At 43.3% G+C, this 233-nt stretch carries 1 protein-coding gene; it reads left to right on the forward strand.

Going from position 1 to position 233, the window contains the following annotated elements; translation table 11 throughout:
• A partial coding sequence (locus CD147_RS10775) for a putative Ig domain-containing protein (RefSeq protein WP_142382048.1) occupies positions 1–233 on the forward strand: 233 nt, incomplete at both ends.

The following is a 233-nucleotide window of genomic DNA, read 5'->3' on the forward strand; positions in this document are numbered from 1 at the left end:
CAAACCAGTAGTGACAAATATTGGTGATCAAAATTCAGAAGTGAATACGGCTATCGAACCAATCGTAATCAACGCTAAAGATAATAGCGGTCAGCCTGTGACAAACAGCGTAAGTGGTTTACCAGATGGAGTAACGTTCGATTCAGAGACAGATACCATCAGTGGTAGACCAACAACAGTAGGTAGTTACCCAATTACAGTGACGTCCACAGATGCCAGCGGCAATAGCACAA

It is taken from the genome of Staphylococcus devriesei (genome assembly GCF_002902625.1).
GTDB classification, from domain to species: domain Bacteria; phylum Bacillota; class Bacilli; order Staphylococcales; family Staphylococcaceae; genus Staphylococcus; species Staphylococcus devriesei.